We start from the raw sequence: 25,287 nt of genomic DNA, 5'->3' as shown, positions 1-25,287 counted from the left end.
CCGTTCCCGTATCGGCGGATCGACAGGGGGTCGGGTCACCCTATGGAGCGCCAGCCGTCGAGCAGGAGAGCGTCCGCCGCCTTCTGGCGGGTGGTGATCAGCGAGGTCCCGCCGACCAGGGCCATCGCGACGAGACGCCCGTCGAGTCCGCGGGTGAGGACGGCGTCGAGGTCGCCCCGGGCGTCCCCCGTCTCCGACCACTGGATGCCGTCGGCCTCCCGCTCGCTCGGGTAGGCGGCGAGGGCGAGCCGGCCGTCGGCGGACTGCTGGGCGAGGACGGTGTGCTCGGAGCCGTCGACGAGACAGCGGGTGACGGCGAGCCGCCCGGTGCCGGCCGCGTCCCCGAGGGGCGTGGGCTCGAGGGAGCGCTCCGGCGACCAGGCGCAGACCCGGCCGTCCTGGTCGAGGTAGAAGAGGGTGGCGTGCCCGGAGGGGCCCGTCGTGGCCGCCAGGGTGCCCATGGTCACCGAGGCCGGGACCAGCTCCTCGCGGAGCGGCTTCGCCCCGGCCTCGCGCTGTACGTAGCGGACGAGGCCCTTGGCGTGCGAGCTGTACAGCTCGACGAGGCCCGAGCCGTTGGTGAGGGCGACCGGCGAGGGGTCGGTCTTGGAGCCGAGGAGGTCCCACCAGGGGTGCCAGCCGCCGGCGTCCTTCTGCGCCCGTACGCTCACGCCGCCGCCGCCGTTGCGCATGAAGACGTGCGCGCGGCCCTGGGCGTCCACCGCGACGGCGGGGTTGCCGGTCCAGGGCCCCTTGCCGTTGGAGTGCCCGATCGGGCGCCAGGCGACGGCCGGGCGGCCCGTCTGGAACTGGACGCTGTGCACCACCTCGACGTGCTCGTCCTCTCCCGCGGCCGGCCGCAGGGCGACGAGGTGGACGTAGCGGTCCGGGCCCTGGCCGACCGCCAGGAAGGGCGTCAGACCGTCGCCGCCGAGCGAGACGGGTCTGCTCCAGCGCCCGTCGGGCTCCTCGGTCCAGCGCACCACCTCTCCGTCCCTGGGCAGATAGGCGCTGAACCGGCCCTCCACCCCTCTGGTCAGCCAGTCGCCCTGGAGTACGGGGGCGGTGGTGGAGCCGTGAGAACGGGCAGCGGGGGCCTGGGATCGGTTCGCCATGGGGGGATCCAGTACTCCGGTCGTCGGAAGGAGTTCGGGCACGAACCGACTGTAGTCGCCCTGCCGAACGGTCCATTCCGCGCCTGCGGCATCGGCCGTCGCCGACCGCCGCGCCGCCCGCCCCGGCGCCCGCTCAGTAGCGGGCGTCCGGGCCCTCCCGCCCGAGCCGGCTGTGACCGCGCCCGTACAGGAAGTACACGACGATGCCGATCGCCATCCAGACGGCGAAGCGGAACCAGGTCTCGCCGGGCAGGTTGAGCATCAGCCAGAGCGAGGCGGCGATGGAGAGGATCGGCAGCGCGGGCACCCAGGGGGTGCGGAAGGCGCGCGGCAGGTCCGGGCGGGTGCGGCGGAGCACGATGACGCCGAACGCGACGAGCACGAAGGCGAAGAGCGTGCCGATGTTCACCAGGGTCGCGAGCTCGTTGATGCTGGTGAAGCCGGCGACGATGGCGATGATCACACCGAGCAGGATCGTGGGCCGGTACGGGGTCTTGAAGCGCGGGTGCGTGACGGAGAAGAACCGCGGCAGCAGCCCGTCACGGCTCATCGCGAAGAACACCCGGGTCTGGCCGAGGAGCAGGATCAGACAGACCGTGGTGAGGCCGACGGCGGCGCCGAAGCTGATGACGCCCGCGTAGAAGGGGTGTCCTGCGGCCTTGAAGGCGTCGGCGAGCGGGGCGCTCACGGACAGCTCCGTGTAGTGCTGCATGCCGGTGACGACCAGGGCCACGGCCACGTAGAGGACCGTGCAGATGAGGAGCGAGCCCAGGATGCCCCGGGGCATGTCCCGCTGCGGCAGCTTGGTCTCCTCGGCGGCGGTGGCGACCACGTCGAAGCCGATGAAGGCGAAGAAGACGACCGAGGCGGCGGTGAAGATGCCCATGACGCCGAAGTTGGTCGGCTCGTACCCGAAGAGCAGCTGGACGAGCGGCGAGTCCCAGTTGGAGCCGCCGCCCTCGGGGGTGACGGCCGGCGGGATGAAGGGCTCGTAGTTGTCGCCGACGATGAAGAACAGGCCCGCGATGATCACGATCATCACCACGGTCACCTTGATGGCGACGACGACGGCGGTGATCCGCGCGGAGAGCTTCATGCCGAGGACCAGGACCACGGTCAGGACCAGGACGAGCACGAAGGCCAGGAGGTCGAAGGTGCCGCCCGCCGCGTCCGGGCCCTCCATCCAGGCCGGTAGGTGCCAGCCGATGTTGTCCATGAGTGAGCGGACGTAGCCCGACCAGCCGACGGCGACCACCGCCGTACCGAGGGCGAACTCCAGGACGAGGTCCCAGCCGATGATCCAGGCCGGCAGCTCGCCGATGGAGGCGTACGCGAAGGTGTACGCCGATCCGGCCACCGGCACCGTCGAGGCGAACTCGGCGTAGCAGAGGGCGGCGAGGGCACAGACGATGCCCGCCGCGACGAACGCGAGGGCGGTGGCCGGGCCCGCGTTCTCCTTGGCGACCTTGCCGGTCAGGACGAAGATGCCGGTGCCGATGATGACGCCGACGCCGAACACCGTCAGATCCCAGGCGGAGAGGGATTTCTTGAGCGCGTGCTCCGGTTCCTCCGTGTCGCGGATCGACTGTTCGACCGACTTCGTCCGGAACATTCCGGAGTTCGCCCGTGGCTGCTGGTCCGTACTCACCTTCGTACCTCCCTGCCGGCTGTCCGCACTGTGGTCAGAATGCACGGCAATGGGCCGGTCGGCACTCCGAAGAGTGAGCCGACCGGCCCAAGGGTGACGCGGGGTGACGCCGATCCGTCAGTCGCGGGCGGGCTCCACGACCTGCGCGCCGGTGTCGAACCGGCCGTCGAGACGTGAGACCAGACCGGTGACCTGGCGGGCGATGTCCGGGGCGGTCAGTCCGATCTCGGCCAGGACCTCGGCGCGCGAGGCGTGGTCGAGGAAGCGCGGCGGGATGCCGAAGTCACGCAGCGGTACGTCCACCCCGGCGTCGCGCAGCGCCTGCGCGACGGCCGAGCCGACACCGCCGACGCGGCTGTTGTCCTCGACCGTGACGACGACCCGGTGACGCTCGGCCAGCGGGGCGAGGGCCTCGTCGACCGGCTTGACCCAGCGGGGGTCGACGACGGTCGTGGAGATGCCGTGGTTGTCGAGGAGGTTCGCGATCTCCAGGCACATGGGGGCCAGGGCGCCCACGGAGACCAGGAGGACGTCGGGCCGGTCGGAGCCGGGCTCACGGAGCACGTCCATGCCGCCGACCCTGCGCAGGGCGGGGACGGCGGGGCCGACCGCGCCCTTGGAGAAGCGGACCACGGTCGGGGCGTCGGTGACCTCGACGGCCTCGCGGAGCTGGGCGCGGACCTGGTCGGCGTCGCGCGGGGCGGCGAGCCGCAGGCCGGGGACGACCTGGAGGATCGACATGTCCCACATGCCGTTGTGGGAGGCGCCGTCGGTGCCGGTGATGCCGGCCCGGTCCAGGACGAAGGTGACCCCGCACTTGTGCAGGGCCACGTCCATCAGGACCTGGTCGAAGGCGCGGTTGAGGAAGGTGGCGTACACCGCGAAGACGGGGTGCAGTCCGCCGGTGGCGAGGCCGGCGGCGGAGACCGCGGCGTGCTGCTCGGCGATGCCGACGTCGAAGACCCGTTCGGGGAAGGCCTTGGCGAACTTGTCGAGGCCGACGGGCTGGAGCATGGCCGCGGTGATCGCGACGATGTCCTCGCGCTCCTTGCCGAGCGCGACCATCTCCTCGGCGAAGACGCCGGTCCAGTCGGCGCCGGAGGAGGAGATGGGCAGGCCCGTGTCGGGGTGGATCTTGCCGACGGCGTGGAAGCGGTCGGCCTCGTCCTGGAGGGCCGGCTGGTAGCCGCGGCCCTTCTCGGTGAGGCAGTGCACGATCACGGGGCCGCCGAAGCGCTTGGCGCGCGTCAGGGCGGACTCCAGGGCCTCGATGTCGTGGCCGTCGATGGGGCCGACGTACTTGAGGCCGAGGTCCTCGAACATGCCCTGGGGGGCGATGAAGTCCTTGAGGCCCTTCTTGGCGCCGTGGAGGGTCTCGTAGAGCGGCTTCCCGACGACGGGGGTGCGCTCCAGGATGTCCTTGCCGCGGGCGAGGAAGCGCTCGTAGCCGTCGGTGGTGCGCAGGGTCGCCAGGTGGTTGGCGAGGCCGCCGATGGTCGGCGCGTAGGAGCGCTCGTTGTCGTTGACGACGAGGACGAGCGGGCGGTCCTTGGCGGCGGCGATGTTGTTGAGCGCCTCCCAGGCCATGCCGCCGGTGAGCGCCCCGTCGCCGATGACGGCGACGACGTGGTCGTCCTTCTTCAGGACCTCGTTGGCCTTGGCGAGTCCGTCGGCCCAGCCGAGGACCGTGGAGGCGTGCGAGTTCTCGATGACGTCGTGCTCGGACTCGGCCTGCGAGGGGTAGCCGGAGAGGCCGCCCTTCATCTTGAGCTTCGAGAAGTCCTGGCGGCCGGTGAGCAGCTTGTGGACGTAGCTCTGGTGGCCGGTGTCCCAGAGGACCTTGTCCTTCGGGGAGTCGAACACGCGGTGCAGGGCGATGGTCAGCTCGACCACGCCGAGGTTGGGCCCGAGGTGCCCGCCGGTCTTGGAGACGGCGTCCACGAGGAACGTCCTGATCTCGTCGGCCAGCTGGTCCAGCTGTTCCGGGGAGAGCCGGTCCAGATCTCGCGGTCCCCTGATACGGGTCAGCAGAGCCACCCGTTCCTCCTTGCGTTTGAGCTGGTCGAGCTTGCCGATTTGTCGAGTCTAATGTTCCGTCTTGGATCGTGGGCATCGGGCCGGGGGATCACGCGTCACCCTCATGGCCTACGCACCGCTGATCTGTACGGGCCTGTACGTGCCGGTGCACTGCTCCGGACGCAGCAGTGCCCGGCGCCGGTTTCACGGCGCCGGGCGGTGTGGCGAGCGTTACGCGCGCGGGACGGGGTCCGTCACGCGCGCGGGACGGGGTCCTTAGGCTCGTCCTGCTGTCTTCTGTGTCTTGCGGGAGACCGAGTCGATGATGACCGCGATGAGCAGGACCGCTCCGGTGATCATGTACTGGATCGCGTTCGAGGACAGGTTCATCTGGTTGAGGCCCTGGACGATCGACTGGATGACCAGGATGCCGAGGAGCGCCGACCAGACCTTGCCGCGTCCGCCGAACAGGGACGTACCGCCGATGACGGCGGCGGCGATGCACATCATGAGCTGGTTGCCGCCGCCGAGGGAGCGGTCGGCGCCGCCGGTCGCGGAGGCGAGGAACAGGCCGCCGATCGCGCCCATGGTGCCGGAGATCATGAAGACCGAGATCCGGATCCACGCGACGTTGATGCCGGCGCGGCGGGCGGCCTCGATGCCACCACCGACGGCGAAGACCTGACGGCCGTACGTGGTGCGGCGCAGGACGAAGTCGGTGACGAGCAGGATCACCAGGAAGATCACCAGGGAGAGCGGCAGGCCCTGCTCCTGGTTGAAGCCGTACGCGGCGACGAGGACCAGGACCGCGAGGACGGCGGTGCGCAGGATCATCTCGCTCTGCGGGCGGTACGGCAGCTCGGCGGCCTTGCGGCGGCTGGAGTCGCGCAGCTGGGCGAGGTAGAAGGCGGCGACGACGGCCACGGCGAGGCCGTAGGCGGCGGCGACGTCGGAGAAGTAGTACTTGGTGAGGTCGCCGACGAAGCTGCCGATCGGGGTCGGGATGGTGGACCGCTCGCCCATGACCCAGGTCTGGAGGCCGGCCCAGCCGAGGAAGCCGGCGAGGGTGACGACGAAGGCGGGCACGCCGATCTTGGCGAAGACCAGACCGTGGAACGCGCCGAGCAGGGTGCCGGACAGGATGCCGAGGAGGATCGCGAGGCCGTCCGGCATGTCGGTGCCGAGGACGCCCCAGACCGCGCCGGCGAGGCCCGCCACGGAGCCGACGGCGAGGTCGATCTCGCCGAGCAGCAGCACGAAGACGATGCCGACGGCCATGATGCCGGGGCCGACCGCGTACAGCGTGATCTGGTCGAGGTTGTACGAGGTGATGAAGTTGCCGGTGAGGGCCTGGAAGACGATGCCGATGACGATCAGGCCGACGACGACGGGCAGCGAGCCGATCTCACCGGAGCGGATCTTGCGCTTGAACTCGTCGACGTACCCCTTGAAGCCCTGCTCGCGCACGAGGAGGCGGGGGTCGACGGCGGGGATCGCGGCGGCGGCCGGGGTCTCGGTGACCGGGGCCTCGGTGACGGTGGCCTGCTCGTCGGGGGTACGGGGGTCGGGCACCGCGGCCTCCTCGCTCGCGGTGGGAGGGGTCTTGCTCACTTCGCTACCTCCGCGTTGCGGGCCTGGCGGCGGGTCACGGCGTTGTCCGTGGCACCGGTGATCGCGGCGATGATCTCTTCGTGCGTGGTGGTGGCGACCGGGAAGGTGCCGTTGTTGCGGCCCAGGCGGAGCACCGCGACGGTGTCGGCGACGGCCTTCACATCGGCCATGTTGTGGCTGATGAGGATGACGCCGAGGCCCTGCTCGCGCAGGCGCTCGACCAGGTCGAGGACCTGGGCGGTCTGCTCGACGCCGAGGGCGGCGGTCGGCTCGTCCAGGATCACGATCTTGGGGTTGCCGACCAGGGCGCGCGCGATGGCGACGACCTGCCGCTGGCCGCCGGAGAGGGCGGCGACGGGGATACGGACGCTGGGGATGCGGATGGAGAGCGTGGAGAGCAGGTCCTTGGCCCGCTTCTCCATGGCGACCTCGTCGAGGACGCTGCCCTTCTTGATCTCGCGGCCGAGGAACAGGTTGGCGACGACGTCGAGGTTGTCGCAGAGCGCGAGGTCCTGGTAGACGGTCGCGACACCGAGGTTCTGGGAGTCCTGCGGGCGCTGGATCTCGACGCGCTCGCCCTCCCACTCGATGACGCCCTCGTCGATGGGGTGCACACCGGCGATCGTCTTGACGAGCGTGGACTTTCCCGCTCCGTTGTCGCCGACGAGGGCGACGACTTCTCCTGCGTGGACTTCGAGATCGACACCGGAGAGGACCTGAACCGCTCCGAACCGCTTGAAGATCCCGCGCAACGCCAGCACGGGCGTCTGGGACACGTGAACCAACTCCTTCGCCGCCCGCGGGCGGCGGCATGTCGCGCCGCCGGTGCAGCGCCAAAGTTCGAGAGGGGGGTGGGCTTCGTCCGGCCCCCGGGCCGACAGCGGGGTCTGGGTCGGCCGGGGGCCGGACGGGCGAGGGGACGGATCCGTGTGCCGCGGCTCGGCCGGAGGGTCTTCACCCTCCGTCCGTGCGCCGCACGCCGGCCGGAGGGGGTGTTCACCCTCTGTACGCGGGCCGTGGCGGCGGCCTCCCGGCCGCCCCGTGCGGGGGGCGGCCGGTGGGCCGTACGCGGCCGGCGGCGGGATCCGTGGTGCCGGGCCCTCGGAGGGCCCGGCGGGGTGGGGCCAGGGGTTACTTGATGCCCAGCTCGGTGCACTTGGCGGCAAGGTCCGAGGTGCAGAGGTCCGCGGCCTTGTAGATGCCGTCCTTGACGACCGTGGTCTGGATGTTGGTCTTGTCGACCACGACCGGCGGGAAGAGCGTGGACGGCACGCCGTCGGTCGCGCCCTGGGCGCCGAGGTCCTTGCCCTGGAGCAGGTTCACCGCGAACTTGGCGGCCTCGGGGGCCAGCTGGAGCGGCGACTTGTAGATGGTGAAGGTCTGCGAACCGGCGATGATCCGCTGGACGCCCGCGACCTCGGCGTCCTGGCCGCCGACCGGGATGTTCTTGATGCCGGCGTTCTCGAGCGAGGTGATGATGCCGCCGGCCATGCCGTCGTTCGCGGAGTAGACCGCGTTGATCTTGTCCTTGCCGAGCGAGGAGATCGCGGCGGACATCTTCTCGCCCGCGATCTTCGGGTCCCACTCGCCGGAGGCCTCGTAGGCGACCTTGCCGACCTTGCCGTCGAGGGCGGCGTGGGCGCCGGCCTTGAACAGCGCGGCGTTCGGGTCCTTCTCGTCGCCGTTGATCATCACGACGTTGGCGGCGGCGGCCTTGCCGCCGAGGGCGGCGAGGAGCGCCTGGCCCTGGAGCTCGCCGACCTTGTTGTTGTCGTGGCTGACGTAGGCGTCGGCGCCCTTGACGGCGCGGTCGTACGCGACGACCTTGACGCCCTTGGCCTTGGCCTCCGTGACCCAGCCCTCGGCCTTGGTGGCGTCGACCGAGCCGAGCGCGATGACCTTGACGCCGTCGGCGATCAGCTGGTCGAACTGCTGCTTCTGCTTGACGACGTCGGAGACCGCGTTGTTGTAGACGACCTCGCAGTCACCGCAGGCGGCCTTGACGGCCTTCTCGAACTGGGGCTTGTCCAGGGTCTCGTAGCGCGCGGTCTTGTTCTCCGGAAGGAGCAGGCCGATCTTGGTCGAGCTGCCCTTGTCCGCGCTGTCGTCGCCGCCGGCCTGGCCGCAGGCGGCGAGCGTGAGGGCCATCGAGACCGCGGCCGTGGCTATGACGGCACGACGCGTCACTGCGTTCATGTGGGTTTGCCTCCCTGACGAGGCCGCGACGTTGCGGCCGAGGTGGCACGAAGTCAACTCGGCCGCAACGTTGCCGTCAAGAAGTAAATTCTTAACGAGATGACAACGGTGGTGTTCGTTATCTAAGTGAAGGCAAGACGAGAGACCGGCGCGGCGGCGGGCAGCGCACTCTCCAACAGGGTCGAATCGCCCATTTCGCTCAGTACGAGAGCGAGGGCGCCGAGCACCTCCGCGCGCCCTCCGAGGGCCCCCTGGGCCAGTGAGAGCTGCCGGGCCGCGCTGGGGATCGCGTACCGCGAGACGGAGTCCCTGATGGGCGCGAGGACCAGCTCACCGGCCTCCGCCAGGTCGCCGCCGAGGACCACCCTGCTGGGGTTCAGGAGGTTGCAGAGGTTGGCGATGCCGCTGCCGATGTGCCGCCCCACGTCGGCGATCACGCGGCGGCAGCCCGGGTCGCCCTCCCGGGCCAGCTGGACGACCCGTTCCATGGTGAGATCGGGGCCGTGGCTCGGCTGGAGCAGCGGCAGGACGTACCGGGCCGCGGTGAAGGTCTCCAGGCAGCCTCGGTTGCCGCAGCGGCAGACCGGTCCCGACTCGTCGAGCGTGATGTGCCCGATCTCGCCGGCGGTGCCGCCGGGCCCGCGGTAGACCCGCCCGTCGATGACGAGGCCGGCGCCCACGCCGCTGGCCACCTTGATGTACGCCAGGTCCTTGACGCCCCGCCCGCTGCCCCAGACCAGCTCGCCGAGGGCGCCCAGGTTGGCGTCGTTGTCGACGTGCACGGGGACGCCGAGTCGGCCGGAGAGCTCCTCGGCGGGGTTGATCCCGCTCCAGCCCGGCAGGATCGAGGTCGACCCCAGGGTCCCGGAGGAGACGTCGATCGGACCCGGGACGCCGAGTCCGACGCCGATCACCTTGTCCGGGCCGATCCCGGTGGCCAGGATCAGCCGTTTGACCAGCTGTTCCGCCCGGTCGAAGCCCTCGGCCGCGGAGGCGTCGACGTCCAGCGGCTCGGCCTCCTCCGCGAGCACCTGGTGGGCGAGATTGCCGACGGCGACCCGGAGGTGGGTGTGGCCGAAGTCCACTCCGATCACGATGCCGGCGTCGCCGGAGAGCGAGACGCTGCGGGCCCGGCGGCCGCCCGCGGAGGTGGGTGTGACGTCGACGGTGCCGCCGTCCTTCAGCTCCCGGACGATGTTGGAGACCGTGGCGGCGGACAGGCCCGTCGCCCGGGCGATCTCCGCCTGGGTGAGCGATCCGGCCATGCGCACCGCCCGGACGACCCGTTCGAGATTGGCCCTGTGCAGAGACGTCTGCGACCCCGGAGTCTCCATCGACTCACTCACTCCCACCGTTTTCTCCAACATGTGAACTCTAAGGGGACGCTTTCGCCTTGCTCCCCGTCAAGACCTTGAGAGGCGGAGGGTCTGTGACACACGACGGGAAGGGCCCCCGGGCGCGGTGCGCCGGGGGCCCTTCGGGTACGGGAACGAGGGGTTACGCGCTCACTTCACGGCGCCGGCGGTCAGACCGGCCACCACCTGCCGCTGGAAGATGATGTACGCGGCGAGGACCGGGAGCATCGCCATCACGAGTCCGGCGAAGAGCCCGGACCAGTCGCCCTTGTAGCCCTGGCTTACGGCGAGCTGGACGAGGCCCTGCGAGAGCACCTTCCGCTCCGGCTCGGTGTTGAGCACGGTCGGCAGCAGGTACTGGTTCCACTGCCCCAGGAAGTTGAAGATGCCGACGCTGATGAGGCCGGGCTTGGCCATCGGCAGCATCACCTGGAAGAAGGTCCGGGTGTGCGAGGCGCCGTCGACGAACGCCGCTTCCGCCACCGAGGTCGGCAGGGTGCGGAAGAAGGCGGTCAGGAAGAAGACGGTGAAGGGCAGCGAGTACGCGATGTAGACGAGGATCAGGCCGTGCAGCGTGTTCAGCAGGGCCATGTTCTGCATCACGTAGAACAGCGGCACGAGCGCCAGGATGATCGGGAAGCTCATCCCTCCGATGAAGAGGAAGTAGATGAAGCGGTTGCCCGGGAAGTCGAAGCGGGCCAGGACGTAGGCCGCCATCGAGCCGAAGAGCAGGGTCCCGAGGAGCGAGCCGCCGACCACCAGGAGGGTGTTCAGGAAGTAGTCGCTCATGTGCGCCTCGGTCCAGGCGCGTGACCAGTTCTCGAAGTGCAGCTTGTCGGGCAGCGACCAGGGGGAGGTGAAGATCGCCCGGTCGGTCTTGAAGGAGGTCATGACCGCCCAGAGCAGCGGCATGACGACCATGATCGCCCAGACGATCAGTACGCCGTGCGAGAAGACGTTGAGGGCCGCGCCCTCGGCCTTGGCGGTGCGCCGGGGCGCGGGCGTCACCGTCTTGGTGACCACGGGTCCCGGGCCGCCCGGGGAGCCGGGGTTCTCGACGCCGGTGGGGACAGTGTCGGTCGTCTTCATCAGAACTCCAGCCGCTCGCGCCGGCCCAGCTTCATCACGACGGCCGCGAAGGCCAGTGTGACGACGAGGAGCGCGACACCGATGGTCGTGGCGTAGGCGGCCTGACCGTCCCGGAACGCCTTCTGGTACACGTACAACGGAAGGACGATGGTCGAGTAGTCGGGCCCACCGCCGCTGGGGCCGACGGTCATGATCTGGACGACGGCGAAGGACTCCGCGCCCAGCGCGAGGATGCCCATGTAGATCCAGCCCGACTGCACGGTGTCCCAGAGCAGCGGCAGGGTGATCTTGAAGAACGTGGTGAAGCGGTTCGCGCCGTCGAGCAGGGCCGCCTCGTAGAAGTCCCGCGGAATGGACGCCATGCCTGCCGAGAAGAGGACGACGAAGAATCCGACGGTGGACCAGACGAGTACCACCATCACGCAGATGAGGGCGAGGTCCGGATCTCCGAGCCAGTCCGGCTGGACGTTGTCGAGACCGACACCCTTCAGAACGGAATTGATGGCTCCGCTGTTCGGGTTGTACGCGAACTGGAAGAGCAGCGCCACGATCGCGATCGACAGCACCTGCGGGAAGAAATACACGATCTTGTAGAAGGACGAGCCGCGCACGCCAGCGATGGCCGCGCCCCCGCGGCGCCGACCGCCGACATTGAGCATGAAGGCGAAGAACAGCGCGAGTCCCACGGTCACGATCGGGAGCACCACAGCGAAGGTCAGACTGTGCTGGAGCGATTTCCAGAAGATCTCGTCGTCCAGCATTCTGCTGTAGTTGTCGACTCCGACCATCCCGAATTCGGGGCTCAGTCCCGTCCAGTCCGTGAAGGAGTAGTAGATGGACTGGATGAAGGGCCAGATGACGAACAGCGCGTAGAGCGCGAGGGGGGCCGCCAGGAACCCCACGATGAAACGGTACTTGCCGTGTTGCATTTCCTACCGACCCCGATCTTCCCGCGGAGGCGCGCCGCTGGTGCCGCGCGCGAAGGGCCCGGGGCCCGCTCCCGGTCGGCGGGAAGGGGCCCCGGCACAGCTCACTGGTGCTTGTAGTGCTTGATCGAGGAGTCCTTGGCCGCCTCGTCGGCGTACTTCTGGATCTTCTTGATCGTCTCGGCCGGGGTGGCGCGGCCGGCCATCATCTCGCCGATGCCCGCGACACCGATCTTCTCCTTCTGGAGGGCGACGTACCAGTCCTGGAGGCGCGGGTTGACGACGTTCTGGCCGGCCTTCTCCAGGGCCACGACGCCGGACTTGAGGCCCGGGGTCAGCTCGATGCCGTCGGTGCCGCCGTTGAACGCGGTCAGGGACTTCACCGACTGGGTGAAGTTCTTGGAGGACGCCTCGCTGAGCATGATGCGCAGCTGCTCCATGCCGCCCTCGGCGTTCGCCGCCTTCGCCGGGACGATGAAGGGCTCGCCGCCGGAGGCCCAGATGGTGCCGAACGGCATCTTGTCCGAGGCGTCGATGCCGGTCGGGGCCGAGACGGCGAGGTTGAAGTCGGCCGGCATGGTCTTCGCGGCCTCGTTCTCGACCCAGGAGCCGTTCGGGATGAACAGCGCCTTGCCCTCGGTCCAGGCGGTCTGCGACTGGATGTGGTCGAGGCCGGGCGTGCCCTTGAGGATGTAGCCCTTCCGGACGAGCTCGTAGTACGCCTCGAAGCAGGCCTTGACCGCGGGGTGCTCCCAGGCCTTCGGCTCCAGGTTGTCGATGGCGTCCAGGACCTCACGGCCGCCGACCTTGCCGATCATCGGGTAGAGCGAGAAGGGGACGTAGTACGGGTGCTTTCCGGCGTACGTCCAGCCCGCGATGCCCTTCTTCTTGGCCTTCTCGCAGACGGCCAGCATCTCGTCCCAGGTCTCGGGGTACTTGGCGTCGAGCGAGTCGAGCAGCTTCTGCGAGTACCAGACGCCGTAGATCGTGTAGGCGTAGTACATGATCCACACCGGGTCGCCGTCGAACTGGCCCATCTCGACGATGCCGGGCCGCAGGGTGTCACGGACCTTCTTGCTCGGGTCGTCGACGGAGGCCGCGTCGAGGAGCGGGGTGAGGTCCGCCAGCTGCTTCTGGCCGACGAGGACACCCATGTCCATCTGCTCGGCGCCGGAGTTGTCGATGAGGTCCGGCGGGTTGCCGCCGTTGAAGCGCGGCTGGAGCGTGGTGGTGATCTTCTGGGTGGGGGTGAACTTGACCTTCGCCTTCGGGTAATTGGTCTCGTAGACCTTGACCGCGTCCTTGGCGTACTGCTGTCCGAATCCGCCGTCGAAGAGGACGAAGTCGAGCGGTGCCGACTCGTTCACCCCGAGCGGGTTCTTTTCGGACTTCTGGCCCTTCTCGACCTTTCCGTTGCCACCGCTGTCACTGCTCGCACAGGCGGAGAGGAAGCCCATCGTCGGTACGGAGATCAGACCGATAGCGGCAGAACGCTTGATCAGATCGCGACGGCCGAGGCCGCCCTCGTCGGTCTGTGCGGAGGTGGATCCCATGCTCAAGTCCTCGCCTTCATTCAGGACTCAGGCGGTGTACCGGTCGCCCGTACTCGCTCGCCACAGGCGAAGGGCCCCGCCACCGCGGTCATTTGCAGCCGGGTCGTGCAGGCGTCGGGCCGTCGCGTGATGGAAACGACTGGCTGGACGCCGACAGGTATAGTCCACTTCCCTTCGCCGGAGCAAGATCGAAACCAGGTTTCGGCAGCCATCTTTCCCGAGTTGAGACCTCCGGGATAAGCACGGCGGATCTGCGGCGTTTCGTCCAAGCATTCGCGCGGCGGCACCCTTGACAGGGGGTCAGGCCGAGCCATACAGGGGGGTCCTGGCGAAGCCCGGGGCGCGGGGCGGACGCTCCGGTCGCCGGTGGCGCGCACAAAAAGGGACATACGGTCGAGAACGAAACAGTCGTGTCACAGACCCCCCACCCGATGAAGATTTTGTAAGGAGGACCGGGATCATAGAGGGGTCCCGCCCACGCCCGTCCTCGCGACGGGGGCCCGGCGGGCCTGCCTCATCCCATACAGATCTGGAGTATTACGTGGCCAAGACTTCTGGCCTCAACCGCACGGGCCTCGTGTCCCGTGTCACGGTCGCGGCGATAGCCGCCGCGCTGGTGGGCACCACGACCGCCGCGGGGGCGGCCGAGACGCCCCAGCCCACCGCCTCCGGCATCGAGCAGACCTCGCAGGCGACGGCCTTCGCGGCCACTGCCGCCGCCACGCCGAGGAACTACCTCTACGGCGTCAACAGCGCGGGCACCATCTGGGGCTACAAGCCGGTCGGCGGCGGCGCCATCCAGCGGCTCGCGGACAACTCGGGCACGGGCTGGAACTCCCACAGCCACTTCAACCAGGCCGACATGGACGGCGACGGTGGCTCCGACGGCTTCTACGCCGTCCGCAGCGGCCGCCTGCACTACGCCGACGTCGGCGCCCCCCGGGACATCGGTGGCGGCTGGCACATCTACAACAAGATCCTCTCCGCCTCCAACACCGGCGGCGGCGTGGCCGACGACATCCTCGCCCGTGACAGCGCCGGCGTGCTGTGGCACTACCTGGGCTACGGCAACGGTGCGCTGAGCGGGCGCATCCGGGTCGGCAGCAGCTGGGACGCGTACACCGCGATCGCCGGCAAGGGCGACCTCACCAGTGACGGCCGGGCCGACATCGTCGCCCGCGACCGAGGCGGCGTGCTGTGGCTCTACAAGGGCACGGGCAACTACGCGACGCCCTTCTCGGGCCGGACCCGCATCAGCAGCGGCTGGAACGCCTACAACGCCGTGGTGTCCTCGGGCGACCTGAACTTCGACACCAAGGCCGACCTGGTCGCCCGCGACGCCGCCGGTCGCCTGTGGCTGTACAAGGGCACGGGCCGCGCCGCCGCCCCGTACGCCGCCCGCGTGCAGATCGGCACCTCGGGCTGGAACAGCTTCCGCGCGATGTTCTGATCGGCTCCGGCACGACGCGAGGGCCGCTCCGGCACGACGCAAGGGCCCCGCTCCTCTTCCGAGGAGCGGGGCCCTTTCCGTACTACCCGATCAGGCCGTGTCAGCCACGGATCAGGTTGCGGAGCACGTACTGCATGATGCCGCCGTTGCGGTAGTAGTCCGCCTCGCCGGGGGTGTCGATGCGGACGACCGCGTCGAACTCGACACCGGTGTCGGTCGTGACCTTGACCGTACGCGGGGTCGTGCCGTTGTTGAGCTCCTCGACGCCGGTGAAGGAGAAGGTCTCCTCGCCGGTCAGGCCCAGGGTCGCGGCCGTCTGGCCCTCCGGGAACTGGAGCGGCAGGACGCCCATGCCGATGAGGTTCGAGCGGTGGATGCGCTCGTACGACTCGGCGATGACGGCCTTGACGCCGAGCAGCGCGGTGCCCTTGGCGGCCCAGTCGCGGGACGAGCCGGAGCCGTACTCCTTGCCCGCCAGGATCGCGAGCGGGGTGCCCTGCTCGATGTAGTTGCGGGAGGCGTCGTAGATGAACGACACCGGCGCGTCCGGCTGGGTGAAGTCGCGGGTGAAGCCGCCCTCGGTGCCCGGCGCGATCTGGTTGCGCAGTCGGATGTTGGCGAACGTGCCGCGGATCATGACCTCGTGGTTGCCTCGGCGCGAGCCGTAGGAGTTGAAGTCACGACGCTCCACACCGTGCTCGGTGAGGTACTTGCCGGCCGGGGTGTCGGCCTTGATGGCGCCGGCCGGGGAGATGTGGTCGGTGGTGACCGAGTCGCCCAGCTTGGCCAGGACGCGGGCGCCGACGATGTCGGTGACCGGGGTGGTCTCCATCGTCATGCCCTCGAAGTACGGGGGCTTGCGGACGTAGGTGGACTCGGTGTCCCACTCGAAGGTGTTGCCGGTGGGGATCGGCAGCGCCTGCCACTGGGCGTCGCCCGCGAAGACGTCCTGGTAGGACTTGTTGAACATGTCCTCGCCGATGGCGTTGGCGACGACGTCGTTGACCTCGGCCTCCGTCGGCCAGATGTCGGCCAGGTAGACCGGCTTGCCCTCGGTGTCGACGCCGAGGGCGTCCTTGGTGATGTCCACCTTCATGGAACCCGCGAGGGCGTACGCGACGACCAGCGGCGGGGAGGCCAGGTAGTTCATCTTGACGTCGGGGTTGATGCGCCCCTCGAAGTTACGGTTGCCCGAGAGCACCGAGGTCACGGCCAGGTCGTGGTCGTTGACGGCCTTGGAGACCTCCTCCGGCAGCGGGCCGGAGTTGCCGATGCAGGTGGTGCAGCCGTAGCCGACGAGGTTGAAGCCGACCTTGTCGAGGTACGGGGTGAGACCCGCCTTGTCGAAGTAGTCGGTGACGACCTTCGAGCCCGGGGCGAGGGTGGTCTTGACCCACGGCTTGCGGGTCAGGCCCTTCTCGACGGCCTTCTTCGCGACGAGCGCGGCGGCGACCATGACGTACGGGTTCGAGGTGTTGGTGCAGGAGGTGATGGCCGCGACCGTCACCGCACCGTGGTCGATCTCGTAGGTCGAGCCGTCGGGGGCGGTCACGGTGACCGGCTTCGACGGGGCGCCGTTGGGGTGGTTCGCCGGGGCGTCGGAGGCCGGGAAGGACTCCTTGCCCTGCTCGTCCACGTCGTCCACGTAGTTGCGGACGTCCTGGGCGAACTGCTGGGCGGCGTTCGCGAGGACGATGCGGTCCTGCGGGCGCTTCGGGCCGGCGATGGAGGGGACGACCGTGGAGAGGTCGAGCTCCAGCTTCTCGGAGAAGTCGGGCTCGGCGGCCGGGTCGAGCCAGAGGCCCTGCTCCTTGGCGTACGCCTCGACGAGCGCGACCTGCTGCTCGGAGCGGCCGGTGAGCTTGAGGTACTTCAGGGTCTCGCCGTCGATCGGGAAGATCGCGGCGGTGGAGCCGAACTCCGGCGACATGTTGCCGATGGTGGCGCGGTTCGCGAGGGAGGTGGCGGCGACGCCCTCACCGTAGAACTCGACGAACTTGCCGACGACGCCGTGCTTGCGCAGCATCTCGGTGATCGTGAGGACGAGGTCGGTGGCGGTGGTGCCGGCCGGGAGCTCGCCGGTCAGCTTGAAGCCGACGACGCGCGGGATGAGCATGGAGACCGGCTGGCCGAGCATCGCGGCCTCGGCCTCGATGCCGCCGACGCCCCAGCCGAGCACACCGAGGCCGTTGACCATGGTGGTGTGGGAGTCGGTGCCGACGAGGGTGTCGGGGTACGCCTGGCCGTTGCGGACCATGACCGTACGGGCCAGGTGCTCGATGTTCACCTGGTGGACGATGCCGGTGCCCGGCGGGACGACCTTGAAGTCGTCGAACGCGGTCTGGCCCCAGCGCAGGAACTGGTAGCGCTCCTTGTTGCGGCCGTACTCCAGCTCCACGTTCTGGCCGAAGGCTTCCGCGGTGCCGAACTTGTCGGCGATGACCGAGTGGTCGATGACCAGCTCGGCCGGGGAGAGCGGGTTGACCTTCGCCGGGTCGCCGCCGAGCTCCTTGACGGCCTCGCGCATGGTGGCGAGGTCGACGACACAGGGAACGCCGGTGAAGTCCTGCATGATCACGCGGGCCGGCGTGAACTGGATCTCCTGGCTCGGCTGGGCCTGCGAGTCCCAGCCACCGAGGGCCCGGATGTGGTCGGCGGTGATGTTCGCGCCGTCCTCGGTGCGGAGCAGGTTCTCCAGGAGGACCTTCAGGCTGTAAGGGAGGCGCGCGGAGCCCTCGACCTTGTCCAGCTTGAAGATCTCGTACGACTCGTCACCCACGCGCAGCGTGCTGCGGGCGTCGAAGCTGTTCGCCGACACGACAGTCTCCTTCATCAGTGTGCGCGGTTACCGCGCAGCGACAATATGCGGCTGCCGCCGCGTGGTGCCGCCCGACTCCCCGCCGATCCGCTAAGGTAAGGCTTGGTTAGGTAACCCTTACCGGGTGGGCGGCTGCGGTGCGCCGTAAGCAGTTATCTCGATGTCGAGATAACTCTAGTGCATCCCCGCCGCTCGGTCATGCCCGGCATGCCTGTCCCCCGTCACACACCTCCGGACGGTGATGGGAAGGTGGGCGTCATGCCTGCCGATCAGGAGGGGTACGACGCCCTCGTCCGGACGCCCGGACGCCTCGGCGCGCTGCCCGACGACCTGCGGACGGCTCACGCCCTGCGCCACACCGCGCCGCTTGAGCGGCTGTGCCCGCCGCCGCCGGGTGCCGCCAGGGACGTGGACTGGGCCGCGGTGGAAGAGGCTCTGAGCGTCCCGCTGCCGACGGACTACCGGCGGCTCGTCGAGACGTACGGGGGCGGGCTCTTCGCGGGCACGCTCTGGCTCCTTGAGCCCGGGTGCCCGGATCCGTACTACGAGCTCGTCGCCCAGGCCCAGGAGCGCCTGGAGATCCTCCAGGACCTCTGGGACGCGGGCGAGGACAGGCCGCGGGAACTCCTGGACCCGGACGTCCGGCTGCTGCCCTGGGCGTTCGACGAGGGCGCGGGCCACTTCCTGTACTGGCTGGTCCGGCCCGGCGCCGCACCAGAAGAGTGGACCGTCATCCTCAACGAGGGCCGCGGCCCGCTCTGGGAGGCGGCTCCCGTCTCGTGCAGCCGCTATCTCCTGGACGTGGTGTCCGGTACGTCGACGTCGTTCTACTACAGCGACCTCGACGAACTCGTCGACCCCGAGGAAAGGACCCGCTTCGTCCCCAACGCCGACGTGCTCGGCGGCGACCCGGGGTCCTCCGGCCACTGACCGCTCACGAAGGGCTCGACGTCGACCCCTTCACCGCGCCCCTGCCCGACACCGGGTCCCTCCCGTCGTCACGTCCCGGCGCATGCCGTCGAGCGGCGGAACGTGCGGCGGTAGGTGTCCGGGGGGACGCCGAGGGTGCGGTTGAAGTGGCGGCGCAGGGTCGTGGCCGTGCCCATGCCCGTGGCGGCCGCGATGGCGTCGACGCTGTCGCCGCTGGATTCGAGGAGCTCCTGGGCGCGTCGGATCCGCTGGGTCAGCAGCCACTGCAGCGGCGTGGCGCCCGTCACCGTACGGAAGTGGCGGCCGAGGTGGCGCGAGCTCATGTTCGCCCGGCGGGCCAGATCCTCCACGGTCAGCGGCTGGTCGAGCCGCTCGATCGCCCAGGGGAACAGCTCGGTGAGCGGGTGGTCGTCCTGGGCCGGCACCGGGGCGGTGACGAACTGCGCCTGGCCGCCGGACCGGTGCGGGGGCACGACCAGGCGGCGGGCGATCGTGTTCGCGTGCGCCGAGCCGTGGTCGAGGCGGACCAGGTGCAGGCACAGGTCCATCGCGGCGGCCTTGCCGGCGGAGGTGAGCACGCTGCCGTTGTCGACGTAGAGCACGTCCGGGTCGACCTCCACCAGGGGGTAGCGGGCGGCCAGGACGTCGGTGTGCGCCCAGTGCGTGGTCGCGCGGCGGCCGTCGAGCAGACCCGCGGCGGCCAGGACGAACGCGCCCGTGCACAGCGAGGCCACCCGCACGCCCGCCTCGTGGGCCGCGCGTACCGCGTCGACGAGTTCGGCTGGCGGCTCCACGTCGACGTCGGCCCAGCCCGGGACGATCACCGTGTCGGCGTACGGGAGTTGGTCGAGCCCGGCGTCCGGATCCAGCCGGAACCTGCCGAAACGCACGGGGCCCGGGCCGCAGACGACGAGCTCGTACGCGGGATCGCCGAACACCTCGTGCGCCACGGAGAGTTCGAAGTGCAGCATCCCGTCGGTGACGGCCAGGGCGACAGTTTCCATGTCCGTAATTGTACGGCCCATGTCGTTCCGGACACTGGTTCCGGCGGTCGGCCCCTGACAGGCTCTTCGTATCCGAGCAGGACAGCGGACAACGGAGGAACTCATGGGATCGGTAAGGACAGTTGCGGTGTTCGGCGCGTACGGGCACACCGGGCGTTTCGTGGTGACGGAGCTGCTGGAGCGGGGGTTCGTCCCCGTCCTCACCGGACGTGACGCGGGCAAGCTGGCGGAGTTCGCGGCGTCCCGTAAGGAGCTCTCCGGCCTTGAGGTCCGCCCTGCCACGGTCGACGACCCGGCCTCCCTGGACCGCGCGCTGGCCGGCGCCGACGCCGTGATCAACTGCGCCGGCCCCTTCGCGTCGACCGCCGCACCGGTGATCGAGGCGGCGCTGCGCGCCGGCATCCCGTACGTGGACGTGGCGGCCGAGATCGAGGCCAATGTCGACACGTTCGCCCACTTCGCGGAGCCCGCCCGCACCGCCGGTACCGCGGTGGTCCCCGCGATGGCGTTCTTCGGCGGCCTCGGTGACCTGCTGGTCACGGCGGCGATGGGCGACTGGACGTCGGCCGACGAGGTGCACGTCGCGTACGGGCTGAGCAGCTGGCACCCCACGGCCGGGACCCGTACGGCGGGAGCGGTCTCGCGGGAGCGCAGGGACGGGCGGCACGTCCGCTTCACCGGCGGGCGGCTCGAGTACCGCGACGATTCCACGGCCACCACCCTGAAGTGGGCCTTCCCGGAGCCGCTGGGGGTGAGCCCGGTGATCGGTGACTTCACCATGGCCGATGTCGTCACCGTACCCAGCCATGTGGACGTCCCCGAGGTGCGCACGTACATGGCCGTCGAGGCGGCCAAGGACCTGGCCGCATCGGACACCCCGGCACCGGCCCCGGTCGACGAGCGCGGGCGGTCCGCGCAGACCTTCCTCGTGGACGTGGCCGTGCGCAAGGGAGACGAGGAGCGGCGCGCGGTGGCGCGCGGCCAGGACATCTACGCCGTCAGCGCACCGCTCGCGGTGGAGGCCGTCGACCGGGTGCTCAGCGGACGAACCAGGACGAACGGGGTCGCCTCGGCCGGCGCGATCTTCGACGCGCCCGACTTCCTTCGCGCCCTTTCCGCCCACCTTTCGGCCGAATTGCCGTAGACGGGGGCGCAATGGCCCCCGTACGGGCGCGGTGCGATTGCCGACGCCCCACAGGGGGCCGAGGATCGGAGCATGTTCAGCGGCGCGCATGTGATTCTGTACACCCGGGACGCGGAGGCCGACCGAGCCTTCCTCAAGGACGTCTTCGGCTTCGAGCACGTGGACGCCGGGGGCGGCTGGCTCATCTTCAAGCTGCCGCCCGCCGAGGTCGCGGTGCATCCCACGAAGGACGAGCCGAAGCACGAGGTGTACCTCATGTGCGAGGACCTCACACAGACCCTGACGGCCCTCGAGGACCGGGGCGCCGAGATCTCACGCGCCATCACCGACCAGGGCTGGGGTCTGCTCGCCGCCGTACGGCTGCCGAGCGGCACCGAACTCCCCCTGTACGAGCCGCGTCACCCCACCGCGCACGGCCTGTCACCCTGACGGCCTACCCCGATGATCAGCGGCATCTCATATCTGAGATAACGTGAAGCCATGGCAGACGACTACCTCGTACGCATCGGCAAGCTCATCCGTGACGCCCGGCAGCACCGTGGCTGGACGCAGACGCAGCTCGCCGAGGCACTGGCCACGAGCCAGAGCGCCGTCAACCGGATCGAGCGCGGCAACCAGAACATCAGTCTTGAGATGATCGCCCGGATCGGCGAGGCCCTCGACAGTGAAATCGTGTCCCTGGGGTATGCGGGACCCATGCACCTCAGGGTCGTCGGCCGGCGCCGACTCTCCGGCTCCATCGACGTCAAGACGAGCAAGAACGCCTGCGTCGCGCTGCTCTGCGCCTCCCTCCTCAACAAGGGCCGCACGGTCCTGCGCCGGGTCGCCCGCATCGAGGAGGTCTTCCGGCTCCTGGAGGTGCTCAACTCCATCGGGGTGCGCACCCGCTGGATCAACGACGGCGTCGACCTGGAGATCGTGCCGCCGGCCGAGCTGGACATGGACTCGATCGACGCCGAGGCCGCGATCCGCACCCGCTCGATCATCATGTTCCTCGGCCCGCTGCTGCACCGCATGGACCGCTTCAAGCTGCCGTACGCCGGAGGCTGCGACCTCGGTACGCGCACGATCGAGCCGCACATGATCGCGCTGCGCCGCTTCGGTCTCGACGTCACGGCCACCGAGGGCATCTACCACGCCCAGGTCGAGCGCTCGGTCTCCCCCGGCCGCCCGATCGTGCTGACCGAGCGCGGCGACACCGTCACCGAGAACGCGCTGCTCGCCGCCGCCCGGCACGACGGCGCGACCGTCATCCGCAACGCCTCCTCCAACTACATGGTCCAGGACCTGTGCTTCTTCCTGGAGGCGCTCGGCGTACGGGTCGACGGCATCGGCACCACCACCCTGACCGTGCACGGCGTGCCGCAGATCGACGTGGACGTCGACTACTCCCCGTCGGAGGACCCGGTAGAGGCGATGAGCCTCCTGGCGGCGGCAGTGGTCACCGAGTCGGAACTGACGATCCGCCGGGTCCCGATCGAGTTCATGGAGATCGAGCTGGCGGTCCTGGAGGAGATGGGCCTCGACCACGACCGCTCGGCCGAGTACGCGGCGGACAACGGCCGCACGCGCCTGGTCGACCTCACGGTCCGCCCCTCCAAGCTGGAGGCGCCGATCGACAAGATCCACCCGATGCCGTTCCCCGGCCTGAACATCGACAACGTCCCCTTCTTCGCCGCCATCGCGGCGACGGCCCAGGGCAAGACCCTCATCCACGACTGGGTCTACGACAACCGCGCGATCTACCTCACGGACCTCAACCGCCTCGGCGGCCGCCTCCAGCTCCTCGACCCCCACCGCGTCCTGGTGGAGGGCCCCACCCGCTGGCGCGCCGCCGAAATGATGTGCCCCCCGGCCCTGCGCCCCGCGGTGGTCGTCCTGCTCGCAATGATGGCGGCGGAGGGCACATCGGTCCTGCGGAACGTGTACGTCATCAACCGGGGTTACGAGGACCTGGCGGAGCGACTGAACTCGATCGGCGCGCAGATCGAGATCTTCCGGGACATCTAACAAACCGTCAGAAAATGGCCGACGCAGCCATTCTGACCTGCGGCAATGGACAACGACGGGAGGTGTGGCGCGCCTCGTGGGACTTCTCTGGGACTTTGGTCCCGAGTTGGGACACTACGGGGCCGCCAACCTGATGAAGAGCCGCCCGCTCCAACGTTGCGCCGACACCGCACGACGACACTCGCGGGCATGTGACTGGATCACCGAACCGCTCCAGCACCCCGTACGACCGCGAGGGGCCTGCCGATGCCCGGCATGATCCTGCTGCACCCTCCGCAACCGCACCGCCCCTTTGACGCGGCGACAACGAACGGTCGCGGGAGACCTCCCGGTTCGTTAGGCCGGCTCGACGCCGGGTTCTCCACATCTCGTTTGTCCAGGATCAAAGGTCAAGGGCTGACGGGATCGTCCGACATGGGGAGTCACACGTACGAGGGGATGAATCATCAGGGGACGCGGTTCGCGGGTGCGGGGGGCTCACGGCTCGGAAGCGGCTCCGGGTGGCTGTGCCAGAGGACGTGAGGCGTGTCCGCAATGTCCGCCGCCTGGTGTCGGTGGCCGAGGATCTTGTATAACCGGGCCGCCTTGATGCGTGGCGGTGTGCGCCGCGCTGTGTCGACGAACCGGGGAATCACTTCGTGCTGTGCTCTTCCCATAGGTACGCGTCCGTGCTGGCCGTCATCGGGGCGATGACTCTCGTATCGGCCTGTGGCGACCAGAAGGAGCCCGCCGGTTCTGCGGTCTCTGTCGCGCCCGGTGCCGACCTGAGCGACCGTACGGCGGGGGCAAGCTCAGCTCCGGCGAGTCCGACCGCCTCGCCCTCCGCCTCGGCCTCGCCCTCCGCCTCGACGTCGCCCTCCGCATCAGCTTCCACCTCGGCGTCACCCTCACCCCCGCATCCCCGTCCGTGTCGTCCTCCGCGTCCCGGTCCGCCTCTGCCAAGCCGTCCGGAAGCACGACTCCAACGACGAAGCCCGGGGGTACCACGGTCGGTGGCGGGTCGGGGGAGCCGACGTCCGCGCCCGCCGCGGCGCCGGATTTCCCCGTGCCCGTGGACATCGGCAACGCCACGCAGGTCATCACGGTCAAGGCCGGCGGCTCGTACGCCACCGTCACCGCGTGGCAGAAGGGCTCCTCCGGCTGGAAGGCGCAGTTCTCCACCAGCGCCGGACGCGTCGGTTCCAACGGTGTCGTGGACGGCTCGACCCGCCGGCAGAGCACGTACACCACGCCTTCGGGCCCGTACACGATCACCGAGGGCTTCGGTGTCGAGTCCAGTGGGACCGCCATGCCGTACACCAAGGTCGACGACCGTCACTGGTGGGTGCGGGACCCTGAGTCGAAGTTCTACAACCAGATGCACACGGCGGAGGGCGCGGACTTTCCGCTCACCGAGTCCGGAGAGCGCGGCAGCGAGCATCTGGTCAACTACCCGGCGCAGTACGCCAAGGCACTGGTCATCGACTTCAACCGGTGGCCCGCCGTGCCCGGCCGCGGTGCGGGGATCTTCCTGCACGTCAACGGCAACAGTGCGACGGCCGGCTGTGTGTCGGTGCCGCGGGCGACGATGGACCGGTTCATGGGCTGGGTCGAGCCGTCGGCGAACCCGCGGATAGCGATCGGCTGAGCCACGCCGTGAGACGCCAAGCGGCCGGGACCTTGCGGAAGGGGCCCGGCCGCTGGCGTGTTTCCATCGCTCTTTGAATTAACGGAGTTCGGTCCCGTATTCCCGCCACGGCGCAGCGGTTATACACGACGCGCCCGCTCCAGCACGCCCAAGCACGTAAACCAGACAGCAAGTGTTCCGAAAAGTGACGCGTCACCCCTCGCCGACACCGGAAAGCAGCTCGCCCGAACACGTGGCGCGCCCGAACTCGCCCGTGGCGGTGGCTCGCTGGACGTGCTTGCCGCGGATCGCCAGTGTGCAGGCCGCCTGGCCGCCCTTTCCGTCGAGGACGACAGCGACGGTCGGGGTCTTGCCGAGGGGTGCCCGGACGGACTTCTTCCAGGGAAGCGTGACGCCCTTCTCGACCGTGGCCGTGCCGTCCTCGCTGCGGGCGAGGTAGGAGATCTCGGCGGTTCCCGTCCCCGTGACCTCGTACGTCACCTCGGCCGTCGGTGCGGCCTGCGGCTTCGGCTGCTCATCGGTGTCGAGTACGCCGTAGCCGACGAGCCCGAGGCAGGCGAGCAGGACGATCCCGGCGACCAGCAACCCCCGCCGGTCCGGCGAGCCCTCGGTGCCCTCGTGTTCGCTCTCCTGCTGTGCGGTGTTTGCCGCGATTTCGCTGGATGACATGGAAGAGCCCGGCTTTCGATGGACCGACAGATGAACCGGGCGGTTATACACCATTCCATCGGTGAGGTGCGAGTGAGCGGAAGAATCGGGCGAATGACGCCTCTCCCGAGCATGCGATTGTCCGGT

Annotated in this window: 20 protein-coding genes; 6 read left to right on the top strand and 14 right to left on the bottom strand. The window is 69.4% G+C overall.

Annotated features, from left to right (window positions below):
* Positions 1-35: 35 nt before the first annotated feature.
* The 10 genes from ACIRB7_RS22735 to ngcE form a co-directional block, all read right to left on the bottom strand.
* Positions 36-1,115 carry a hypothetical protein gene (locus ACIRB7_RS22735; protein ID WP_403601529.1) on the bottom strand — a complete coding sequence of 360 codons (1,080 nt, stop codon included), beginning with the start codon at positions 1,113-1,115 and terminating at the stop codon, positions 36-38.
* A 133-nt stretch (positions 1,116-1,248) separates the two neighbouring features.
* Positions 1,249-2,727, bottom strand: coding sequence for an amino acid permease (locus tag ACIRB7_RS22730; RefSeq protein ID WP_403601841.1), 1,479 nt, complete (start codon positions 2,725-2,727; stop codon positions 1,249-1,251).
* Positions 2,728-2,880: 153 nt separating this feature from the next.
* Positions 2,881-4,800, bottom strand: a complete 1,920-nt coding sequence (dxs, locus tag ACIRB7_RS22725; protein WP_403601527.1) for a 1-deoxy-D-xylulose-5-phosphate synthase — start codon at positions 4,798-4,800, stop codon at positions 2,881-2,883.
* A gap of 255 nt (positions 4,801-5,055) precedes the next feature.
* Positions 5,056-6,390, bottom strand: a complete 1,335-nt coding sequence (locus ACIRB7_RS22720; protein WP_403601524.1) for a sugar ABC transporter permease — start codon at positions 6,388-6,390, stop codon at positions 5,056-5,058.
* Positions 6,387-7,166, bottom strand: a complete 780-nt coding sequence (locus tag ACIRB7_RS22715; protein ID WP_073817512.1) for an ATP-binding cassette domain-containing protein — start codon at positions 7,164-7,166, stop codon at positions 6,387-6,389. Before ACIRB7_RS22715 ends, ACIRB7_RS22720 begins: the two co-directional genes overlap by 4 nt.
* A gap of 355 nt (positions 7,167-7,521) precedes the next feature.
* Positions 7,522-8,586 (bottom strand): sugar ABC transporter substrate-binding protein, encoded by a 1,065-nt coding sequence (locus tag ACIRB7_RS22710; protein WP_403601520.1) that lies wholly within the window; start codon positions 8,584-8,586, stop codon positions 7,522-7,524.
* Positions 8,587-8,708: 122 nt separating this feature from the next.
* A complete protein-coding gene (locus ACIRB7_RS22705) occupies positions 8,709-9,920 on the bottom strand; it encodes an ROK family transcriptional regulator (protein ID WP_351219814.1) in 1,212 nt (403 codons plus the stop codon).
* A 171-nt stretch (positions 9,921-10,091) separates the two neighbouring features.
* Positions 10,092-11,030: a carbohydrate ABC transporter permease gene (locus tag ACIRB7_RS22700; RefSeq protein ID WP_403601518.1), complete on the bottom strand. Its 939-nt coding sequence runs from the start codon at positions 11,028-11,030 to the stop codon at positions 10,092-10,094.
* A complete protein-coding gene (locus tag ACIRB7_RS22695; RefSeq protein ID WP_403601515.1) occupies positions 11,030-11,959 on the bottom strand; it encodes a carbohydrate ABC transporter permease in 930 nt (309 codons plus the stop codon). Before ACIRB7_RS22695 ends, ACIRB7_RS22700 begins: the two co-directional genes overlap by 1 nt.
* A 101-nt stretch (positions 11,960-12,060) precedes the next feature.
* A complete protein-coding gene (ngcE, locus tag ACIRB7_RS22690; RefSeq protein WP_403601513.1) occupies positions 12,061-13,509 on the bottom strand; it encodes an N-acetylglucosamine/diacetylchitobiose ABC transporter substrate-binding protein in 1,449 nt (482 codons plus the stop codon).
* Between the two features lie 541 nt (positions 13,510-14,050).
* On the opposite strand from ngcE, the gene ACIRB7_RS22685 reads away from it, so the two are divergent.
* On the top strand, positions 14,051-14,959 hold the full coding sequence (locus tag ACIRB7_RS22685) for an FG-GAP repeat domain-containing protein (RefSeq protein ID WP_403601511.1): 909 nt from the start codon (positions 14,051-14,053) through the stop codon (positions 14,957-14,959).
* Between the two features lie 100 nt (positions 14,960-15,059).
* Here the strand turns inward: ACIRB7_RS22685 and acnA are convergent, their stop codons facing one another.
* Positions 15,060-17,777, bottom strand: coding sequence for an aconitate hydratase AcnA (gene acnA / locus ACIRB7_RS22680; protein ID WP_403601508.1), 2,718 nt, complete (start codon positions 17,775-17,777; stop codon positions 15,060-15,062).
* A gap of 258 nt (positions 17,778-18,035) precedes the next feature.
* Between acnA and ACIRB7_RS22675 the strand changes: the two genes are divergently transcribed.
* A complete protein-coding gene (locus ACIRB7_RS22675; RefSeq protein WP_403601505.1) occupies positions 18,036-18,707 on the top strand; it encodes an SMI1/KNR4 family protein in 672 nt (223 codons plus the stop codon).
* 68 nt (positions 18,708-18,775) lie between these two features.
* Here ACIRB7_RS22675 and ACIRB7_RS22670 read toward each other — a convergent pair whose 3' ends face one another.
* On the bottom strand, positions 18,776-19,711 hold the full coding sequence (locus ACIRB7_RS22670; RefSeq protein ID WP_403601502.1) for a helix-turn-helix domain-containing protein: 936 nt from the start codon (positions 19,709-19,711) through the stop codon (positions 18,776-18,778).
* A gap of 103 nt (positions 19,712-19,814) precedes the next feature.
* Here ACIRB7_RS22670 and ACIRB7_RS22665 point away from each other — a divergent pair, with 103 nt between their 5' ends.
* The 3 genes from ACIRB7_RS22665 (at position 19,815) to ACIRB7_RS22655 (ending at position 22,865) form a co-directional block, all read left to right on the top strand.
* Positions 19,815-20,855, top strand: a complete 1,041-nt coding sequence (locus tag ACIRB7_RS22665; RefSeq protein WP_403601499.1) for a saccharopine dehydrogenase family protein — start codon at positions 19,815-19,817, stop codon at positions 20,853-20,855.
* 72 nt (positions 20,856-20,927) lie between these two features.
* A complete protein-coding gene (locus ACIRB7_RS22660) occupies positions 20,928-21,284 on the top strand; it encodes a VOC family protein (RefSeq protein ID WP_403601496.1) in 357 nt (118 codons plus the stop codon).
* 51 nt (positions 21,285-21,335) lie between these two features.
* Positions 21,336-22,865, top strand: coding sequence for a UDP-N-acetylglucosamine 1-carboxyvinyltransferase (locus ACIRB7_RS22655; RefSeq protein ID WP_351219747.1), 1,530 nt, complete (start codon positions 21,336-21,338; stop codon positions 22,863-22,865).
* A gap of 631 nt (positions 22,866-23,496) precedes the next feature.
* Here ACIRB7_RS22655 and ACIRB7_RS22650 read toward each other — a convergent pair.
* Entirely contained in the window at positions 23,497-23,739 is a 243-nt protein-coding gene (locus ACIRB7_RS22650; RefSeq protein WP_403601492.1) for a hypothetical protein, read from the bottom strand.
* A gap of 171 nt (positions 23,740-23,910) precedes the next feature.
* Here ACIRB7_RS22650 and ACIRB7_RS22645 point away from each other — a divergent pair, with 171 nt between their 5' ends.
* A complete protein-coding gene (locus tag ACIRB7_RS22645) occupies positions 23,911-24,492 on the top strand; it encodes a L,D-transpeptidase family protein (protein ID WP_403601490.1) in 582 nt (193 codons plus the stop codon).
* Positions 24,493-24,684: 192 nt separating this feature from the next.
* On the opposite strand, the gene ACIRB7_RS22640 is transcribed toward ACIRB7_RS22645, so the two are convergent.
* Positions 24,685-25,161, bottom strand: coding sequence for an MmpS family transport accessory protein (locus ACIRB7_RS22640; RefSeq protein ID WP_403601487.1), 477 nt, complete (start codon positions 25,159-25,161; stop codon positions 24,685-24,687).
* Positions 25,162-25,287 lie beyond the last annotated feature (126 nt).

This window comes from Streptomyces sp. NPDC093795 (assembly GCF_044764665.1).
Taxonomy (GTDB): domain Bacteria; phylum Actinomycetota; class Actinomycetes; order Streptomycetales; family Streptomycetaceae; genus Streptomyces.
Note: the sequence above shows the minus strand (reverse complement) of the source record. Positions and strands in the feature narration are given on the sequence as shown.